This window comes from Fulvivirga kasyanovii, assembly GCF_009711405.1.
GTDB lineage: Bacteria > Bacteroidota > Bacteroidia > Cytophagales > Cyclobacteriaceae > Fulvivirga > Fulvivirga kasyanovii.
The window spans coordinates 1-7,120 of sequence record NZ_SMLW01000361.1 but is presented as its reverse complement, the minus strand read 5'-3'; the positions used below and the strand labels follow the sequence as shown (position 1 = coordinate 7,120).

The window sequence follows — 7,120 nt, the reverse complement described above, 5'->3', positions numbered from 1 at the left end:
ATAGGCTGTTGAAGTAACTGTTGGGTTAAATATTGTTGTGCTGCTGAAAGTGATGTCCGCTGGGTTCCCTGCTATTGTGCTCCAACTGGCCGTACTGCCTGCAATGCTCTGAACCCCGGCAAGATTGATATTTAAATCGCACTCTTCGGCTGTCACTGGGCCTGCATCCGCAACCGTAGGCTCGTAGAAAGTGACTGTTACTTCATCAAAATCACTGCAGCCGCCATTCGTCTCCGTCCAACGGAATACATAGCTGCCGTAGGTGTCAACCGTCACTGTTGACGTCGCACTGCCTGGGGTGGCTATATTGCTGGTGCCCGGGCCACTCTGTTGGGTCCAAATGCCTGTGCCTACACTTGCTACTCCTGTAAAGGTGAGCGGATTGCCGGCATCTTTGCCACATACATTACCACCAGTTCCTGCATCAGCTACTGGCTGCTCGGTAACTGTTACTGCCTGAGAGTCTGTACACGGTGTGAAGGAAACAAAATCATTGGTAGCCGTCCAGAATTCATCATTACGGCCTGAAACTGTATACCCTATAGTTCCTGCTGCATTCTCAACACCTTGCAAACTGGTCTCCGAAGAAAGCGTTGCACTATTTTCAGTGGTATGGATTTCAATTACATTAGTAGTTTCAAACAGTTTTAACTGTGTTGTTACTAAATCACCAGTAGCGGTGTTAAATCTCTCGAGGTTCTCATAATAAAGTATGAAAACTCTATTTGGAGCAGTGCCCTCAACTCTGTATTTAATTCTATCGGTAGTGGTACTGGAAGGGTCGAGGTCTGTCCGCAATATGGCTATCATATTATTGGGATCAGAAACCGCAGGGATAGATGTACGCCAGTATGAATTTTCTGTATATGAAGAGAAAGCAACATTACCATTTGAGGATGCATACAATTGAGTGTAGTCGTTTCCAAAAAAATTGAAGGTAAAACCAATATTTATGGCCACCGACAGTTCATCATCATCATTCTGCAAATCCCCTGTTGCACCATTAGGTGCTTTGATCCATCCTACCAATGACAGGAAAGGGTTATAAGTACCCGCGGTACTTACTGTATAAACATCATAATTTACATAGTTAATAGTATGGGTTCCCGGACCGGCAACAGAAGGGTCAAATGTATTACCTGATATACCTGGCCCTGAAAAGGTTCCTCCGGTAGTTGCTTCAGTAAGTGTAACGGCTGCGTCCGAACTACAATAGGCTGCATTTAACCCTGAAAAACCACACTGAGCATTCAAATAACTGTTGCTCAAAAGGAGTCCAATAAAAGCAGCAAACACAAAAACTCCACGAAGGTTATTATGTGGGCCTGTCTCCGAGGCAAAAGCTTTTGATTGGTTTTTTAGCATGAGGGCTGTTGTTGAAACTGGTAATATAATACTTTTTAATCTCAAAAAACATCATTAAGTAACCTTTACATCAATTGATGCTAGGGTTTCAGTTCTCCATTATGGGTAACTTTTATCAAACAAATCTTGGATTGGCTTTCCAAAGTGACCGTACCTACAAATAATACCTCTCCATTTTCAAGCTCGACAACGGTACCGGGCATGTCGCTATCCACGCCACCAAAGGTATGTTGCCATCTGATGGATCCGTTAGGGGCAACTCTGGAAAGTGCAATGTTGGTATTATTATTTTCCATGATCTCTCCAAGCACCAGAAATCCACCATTACCAGATTCAGTAATAGAGGCTCCTTCAACATTACCGTCCACGGCAATAGTTCCTGCGCTTACAAAATCATTATTGCTCCTCACTCTTGCCATAAAGAGTTGATTAAGGCCTGAGGAAGTACTTGTGCCAATCATAACAAAACCGCCTTCGCTGGTTTCAATAATTCCTGAGGCTGTTTCGTTTGAAAGAGTTCCGAAAAGTTGTAATTCGGCCGTCGATACTGCAATACCATCGGCTGCTGCCGGGAATAAGAACATATTGAATCCGGCTTGTTGCGAATTGCTGGTAGGTGGTTTATTTGTAGTACCAAAAAAAAGAAATGAACCATCGGGCTTTTGCATCAGACTCACTCCTCTGTCCACGCCTGGAAACCCATAAACCCTACGCCACGCAGCAGGGAGAAGTTGCTCAAGACCAGAAGTAGTGCGAACAGAATAAATGTCCTGCAAATCAGTACTGGCAAGATACCCGGGCTTGGAGGTATCCACGTTAGTAGTATAGCCTGTAAGAATATAATCACCGTTCTGTGTGATTAGAATGTCGTTGGCAACATCATCCTTCCCAACGCTTCCAAACACTGCGCTGTCAATTTGTGTACCGTCTGGTGCAACTTTCAAAATCATCACATCCCGGTCAGAAGCTGTAGTGTTTACTGTCGCTGCTATGATAAAATTACCGCTGGCATCTACTTCCATAGCTGCTGCAGACTCATTATTAATCCCTCCAAACCTGTTTATCCACTGTTGGTTTCCAAGGTGGTCTGCCTTTACCAGTACAATATCCTGATTTCCATCGGCAGAAGTGCTGTTACCCAAAATAATAAACCCATCACTTAATACCTTTACATCAACACCTGTCTGGTTTCCCTCTTCGCCGTAATATTTAACAAAGTAGTTTTCAAACCTCGGGTCTACATTACTTTCCGTATCACAACCGACAAAGAGGCTTAAAACGATCAATATGGTTAAAATTCGCATCTACCTCAATCCTTTTTAAAAAATCTTGAAAACAGTCCCTTAACAGAAGCCTTTTTTATTTTCCGTGGCTTATAAAGAGGCTTTACAAACCCTACTGATAGCGAAAAGTTGTTTAATCGCTTATCATCATCTACAAAACCATACTTGTATAAAAGGATAGTGTTGGTGTATTGCTCCTCCTCATTGATTATATTGGATAAGCCGGCCATGTACCTTACATCCACTACAAGGTAATTGTAGCCAAGCCGGTAGTTAACCCCGGCCCCCAAATGGGCAAACCTGTTAAAACTATTACGTACAGACTTCAAATCCACTTCCGGACCAGTTACCGGTATTTCTGTCAAATCCTCGGCTCCTGAGCCCACCCTGTCAATGAGCTTAACGGTACCCTTAGAACTTAGCAAATAGCTAAAGCCAACTCCCGCATATACATATGGTCTTATTTTAACAAAATCCCATCTGTACTTCAAGAAAACAGGCATATCAATGCCTGTCTGATTTTCCTGAAATGTCTGATTATCAGAATTGAATAAGGTATTGCTATAGCTGTAGCTCCTCTGATAGAAGTTAAGTTCAAGCCCGAGACTGAAGTTATCATTTATATTAACTTCGCCTCCCCCTCCAAACTGAAAGCCCAGTTTTCCTTTATAATCTTCCGCACTGTTTGCAGTATTATCCACCCCATAGTTATGTATCACATCCACTGAGGTGAGGTTGGAGCCAAGCTTTGCATAAAGCACAAATATTGGAGTTGTTTTAAATTTTTTGCTTAGATAAACCACGTCTATAGGATCGCGCTCTGGATCAATAATATATTCCGGGTCCTGCCTGAGCAGCTTAAGGTAGCTGTCTTCTGCACTTATGGGATCATCTATAAAGAGGTATGTTCTGGTAAGGAGCCAGTAAGCTTCTATTTTCTGATCCCTGTTAAAGCCGTGATCCAGGCATGGTTTCAGAATGGAAGGGATTTCATACAAATGACCGGCATTAAAACTTTCCCTGGCAATATTCAACGTTTCCCCGCAAGACTGCCCATAAACTGATCTTCCAAAGACACACAAGAGGAACATTACACGTAAAACCTTTCTTAACATCATCAATAATTATTAAGTAAAAGGTTTATACAAGTATTCTGAAAGCCGATATCATTGCCTACATAAGTTTTCCACTCGTCTTCATTCATATTTCTGAAAAGTTCGTTACACATTTTTTCAGCCATCAGTTCGGGTTTAGTTGGCCAGATCCTCAGCTCCCCATCACCACATGCCGCGATAAGATAATCAGAATCGGGACTAAAGGCAATATCCCAAACATAGGCATCGTTATCTGTCATTTTGATAGGCAGTTCATCAATCTCACTGGTTACCCACATTTGAATGGTCTGGTCCAAACTGGCAGATGCCAGCAGTCTCCCATCTTTACTATATTCAAGATCACTTATCCTTCCTTTTTGACCGGTAAATTCATGATCTGTTTTACCTAGTGAAAGGTCCCATATCTTTACTACCCCTTGTTCATCTCCGATAGCCAAAAATCTGCCATCGGGGCTGAATGTTAATGCATGGACAGGGATGCCCGGCTGATCAATTAATACTTTTTCTGAAAGGTCGTTCAGGTTTACCAGTACAGCTTTTCCACTTAATGTACCCCCTGCCAGCCATTTGCCACTCTTGCTGATGGCTATCGTTTTAAATTGCTCAGCGGTACGCTTCATGAGGGTACTTGTCATAGTAGAAACATCATTCTTGCGCAACTGGCGGTCTGCACCGGCAGAAATAAATACATTCTGGCCTGGCAAAAATTCGATATCGTTAACAAAGCTGGAGTGTCCAGTAATCAGTCTTTGGGAAATATCTGTCGTTTTGAGATCAAAAACTTTTAATGCAGCCGAATCACTTCCATTTACCAACCATCTGTCATCAGGACTGATGGCCAACACCCTGTTGGGGTATGGGTTAGAAGATATAACACTGGTATTTGAAGGAGCATTTAATGACGCTTTAACGATTTTACCCTCTGTACCTGTACTGTAGAAGGTATTACCCTTACTCTCGAACACCACTGACCTCACTGAATTTCTATGGACTCCGGATATGGTGTTGAATGCCTTACCTTTGATTTGAGCCATAGCTGAATACAGGCCATTGTAAATGTACGGGTCATAAGTCCTACCCTCATAATTTTTATTGAAGGTGTAAGCCTGTTGGGCAAGTAGTCCCTTCAGGTCATTATCTTCAATGCTCAGGGATTTAACAGCCATGGATTGGGCCACGGATTGAAACAATAGCTTTTGTGCTCTTGTATAGTTTCTTTCCGCACGTTGGTATTCCTTTTCCGCAGCCTCTCTGGCGTTCTGCGCAATCAGTTTTTCATTATCAGCGATATTGCGTTGTTCCTGAGCGATCCGGGACTGCTCCTGGGCGAGGTTACGCTGCTGCTGTGCTATGATCAATGCCTGTCTTGCTTTTTCTGCCTGTTCGCGAGCATTTTGTTCCTCTCGCTCTGCCCTGGACCTTTGCTTTTTTGCCTCGGCTTCACTTATGTATGCCCTGTCACGTTCTTCCTGCGCTTTTAGCTTTTGCTCTTCGGCAAATTCGCGTTGTTTGTTAGCCTCAATATTTCTTGTGACTGCAAATACGAAAAAGAGCACGGAAATAACCGTGGCAATACCTAAAACGACGGCAACAATCTTGGCGCGTTTCAACAACCGCCGTTGAAGCATCTCCTGGTTTTTCTGCTCAGCCTCATAAGTAATACGGCTCGTGTCCAGAAATACAATTGCCCTTTCAAAAGTTTCGTCATACCGCTGGGCCCATGCCCGTGTTGGGCGCTGCTTTTTCTGCCAATTAAGTGCCAATTGAAGATCTGGCGGTCTCCAAAGCCCGGTACGGCCAATCTGGTACATAGCCGCTGCCTCCGACAGACGCCTGTACATTTGAGCAGATTCATACTCTTCATCAACCCACGTCTTAAGCCTGATCCATATCCTCATCAAACTTTCGTGGGAGATTTCTACAATAGAATCTGCATTAAGTTTCACGTTATGGGGAGGCATTAAAAAAGACCTTCCCGGCTGCCGGAATTTGTCTACAACCTCAATCACATCGTTGTCAGTAACACCGGCCAGTTCGGCTACCAACCCCAGGCGAACAGGGCGCCTCATACCAAAGCTGTCGTTAGTACGCTGGGTCAGTGATTTGAACAGGGTCTCAGCGATTTCTTTCTCTTTGGATGATAGCTCGTCGTAAGCTTCATTGGCATGCTGCGATAAGGCTTCCGACATCTTACCCACGGCATTGTAATGCCTGATGTCCATGGGTTCCTTTTCTTCCCGGGTTCGGATCCAATAATCCCAGGTACGCATCAGAGCATGTTGCAGAATAGGCAGTTGATCCTGGTTCTCCCCTACTTCATTCAGCAGCCTCTTTACCAGTCGGTCGGCAATGACGCCTCCGCCAACAGCTACCGGACCTTCAATAGCCATTCTCTTCTGGTCACGGGTCATTTGAGGAACCAGATAATTGCTCTGGTTGATCATCTGTGTAAGCCCTGGAAACAGTGAACAGTCCCCTACATAATCAGAGCGCATGGTAATGGCCAGATATATCGATGACTTTGCACTTTTACAGGCTTCGAGCAGGAGGTTTACGTAGATCTTCGCCTCTTCGGGGGTAGCCTTTCCTTTCTCAGTACGGTAACGGAAAAGCTCTTCAAACTGGTCTATTAATATAAGGGTGTTCTGGCCACTGTGATCACTAAGCCTGTCAATTGCTTTAACCAAACCTTCGGTATCACTTTTAAGCAGTGCCGATATAATGGTTTTATTTAAATGCTTTTCTTCTTCCGACTGGTTTTCAAAATCATCTGATTCTTTAAGGATAGAATCTGCCAGGTTCTCTATCGGTGAAGTTCCTGGCCTTGACACCAGTACCTTCCAGCTCGATCCGGCATCGGTCATGAAGCCTCCATAAAGAATGGGCACAAGTCCACAATACATCAATGAAGATTTACCACTACCGGAATATCCCATAACCGTGATAAACCGATTAGCAGCCAGCTTTACCAATACTTCATCAACCTGCCCCTCTCTGCCAAAGAAAAGATGGCACTCGTCTATGCTAAATGGCCTGAGACCTGGGAAGGGATTTCTTAACATGATGTTCCCGTGGTTGTCAAATACCTCTGACTCACGGTCATGTTCTCCCATTTGTATGTCGTAGTTTAGCATTATAATGTGCCCAGGTAATAGTTTAAAAAATAAGTATCAGAGGCTAACTGAAAAATTAAAAAAGGTATAAAGTATTTAAAATAAAACGTTTGGTCATTAAAATACAAAAAAAAACATTTTTTTGCAGTAAAGTACAGCAATTAAACATACTGAACCATTTTATGGGCAAGGCTTACATTATCTGACAACAATTCATAAAAGTCATCTTTTTTCACCTTAAACA

The 7,120-nt window shown here is 43.4% G+C and carries 4 protein-coding genes; all 4 read right to left on the bottom strand.

From position 1 onward, the window contains the following. Positions 1-1,365, bottom strand: a 1,365-nt coding sequence (locus E1163_RS03910; protein WP_155169662.1) for a hypothetical protein, incomplete at its 3' end; no start/stop codon positions are given. 80 nt (positions 1,366-1,445) lie between these two features. Beyond that, positions 1,446-2,669 (bottom strand): hypothetical protein, encoded by a 1,224-nt coding sequence (locus tag E1163_RS03905; protein WP_155169660.1) that lies wholly within the window; start codon positions 2,667-2,669, stop codon positions 1,446-1,448. 5 nt (positions 2,670-2,674) lie between these two features. Continuing rightward, complete coding sequence (locus E1163_RS03900) at positions 2,675-3,766, bottom strand: porin family protein (RefSeq protein WP_155169657.1); 1,092 nt, start codon at positions 3,764-3,766, stop codon at positions 2,675-2,677. Next, on the bottom strand, positions 3,766-6,897 hold the full coding sequence (locus E1163_RS03895; protein ID WP_155169654.1) for an nSTAND1 domain-containing NTPase: 3,132 nt from the start codon (positions 6,895-6,897) through the stop codon (positions 3,766-3,768). Before E1163_RS03895 ends, E1163_RS03900 begins: the two co-directional genes overlap by 1 nt. Positions 6,898-7,120 lie beyond the last annotated feature (223 nt).